This is a genomic window from Nocardioides pini (assembly GCF_026712185.1).
Classification (GTDB): Bacteria; Actinomycetota; Actinomycetes; order Propionibacteriales; family Nocardioidaceae; genus Nocardioides; species Nocardioides pini.
The window spans coordinates 1-1,245 of record NZ_JAPPUX010000013.1 but is presented as its reverse complement, the minus strand read 5'-3'; the positions used below and the strand labels follow the sequence as shown (position 1 = coordinate 1,245).

1 protein-coding gene is annotated in these 1,245 nt (G+C 69.0%); it reads left to right on the top strand.

Annotated elements, in window-relative coordinates; translation table 11 throughout:
• Positions 1 to 103: 103 nt before the first annotated feature.
• The coding region (locus tag NYO98_RS21835; protein ID WP_268114025.1) for an IS481 family transposase at positions 104 to 1,245 on the top strand (1,142 nt) is incomplete at its 3' end.

The window sequence follows — 1,245 nt, the reverse complement described above, 5'->3', positions numbered from 1 at the left end:
TGTATGAGCCCGGGTCCTCCTTGACGGAGTGGCTCGGGTTCTTGCTTTACAGGGTTTCGGTTGCTGCTTGACGGTGGCTTCGGCTCCTTCTTGACACTCGTTCATGGTCAAGGAGTTGAGCGTGCAGGAGCAGAGGTACGCCGCGGTGATGGCGGTGGTGGCTGAGGGGCGGTCGGTGAGCGAGGTGGCGCAGGCGTGGGGTGTCTCGCGGCAGTCGGTCCATGCGTGGCTGCGGGCCTATGAGGAGGGTGGTCTGGCGGGGCTGGTGCCGCGCTCGACGCGGCCCAGGTCGTGTCCGCACCAGATGCCGGGGGTGGTGGAGGCGTTGGTGCTGGAGATGCGTCGGGCGCATCCGGGGTGGGGTCCGCGGCGGATCTTGTACGAACTCGTCAGGGTCCACGAGCAGGGTGGGCTGGGCGGGGAGTCGGTGCCGTCGCGGTCGGGGATCTACCGGTGTCTGGTCCGGGCCGGTCTGGTCGAGCCGCAGGCACGGCGCCGTCGTGCGGAGCGCTGGAAGCGGTGGGAGCGGGGGCTGCCGATGGAGCTGTGGCAGATGGATGTCGTGGGTGGGTTCCTGCTTGCGGACGGGCGTCGGGCGAAGGCGTTGACCGGCGTGGATGACCACTCGAGGTTCTGTGTGAGCGCGTTCTTGACGTTCCGGGAGACCGCGCAGCGGGTCTGTGACGGGCTGGCGTTGGCGATGCGCACGCATGGGGTGCCGGAGGAGATCCTCACCGACAACGGGAAGGTGTTCACCGGCCGGTTCAACCGGCCGCCGGTGGAGGTGTTGTTCGACCGGGTGTGTCGCGAGAACGGGATCACACACCGGTTGACCCAGCCCCGGTCGCCGACCACGACGGGGAAGATCGAGCGGTTCCACCGCACCCTGCGCACCGAGTTCCGCACCGACCGGGTCTTCGAGGACCTGGCGACAGCGCAGGCCGAGCTGGACGCGTGGGTGGTGGAGTACAACACCCGGCGGCCGCACTCGGCGATCGGGATGGTGCCCCCGGTCGAGCGGTTCTCCCAGCGCGCTGAGCCTGCCAGAGTGATGCGCCCGAGTGCTGGCGAGGACCGCACCGGTGACGACTGGGTGGCCAGGCGGGCGGGTGCCAACGGGGTGATCTCGGTGTCGTGGCAGCAGATCTGTCTGGGCAAGGCCGCCGCCGGGACCAGCGTCGATGTCCACGTCACCGACCGGGTGATCCAGGTCTGGGACGGCAACCAGCTGCTCAAGACCGTGGC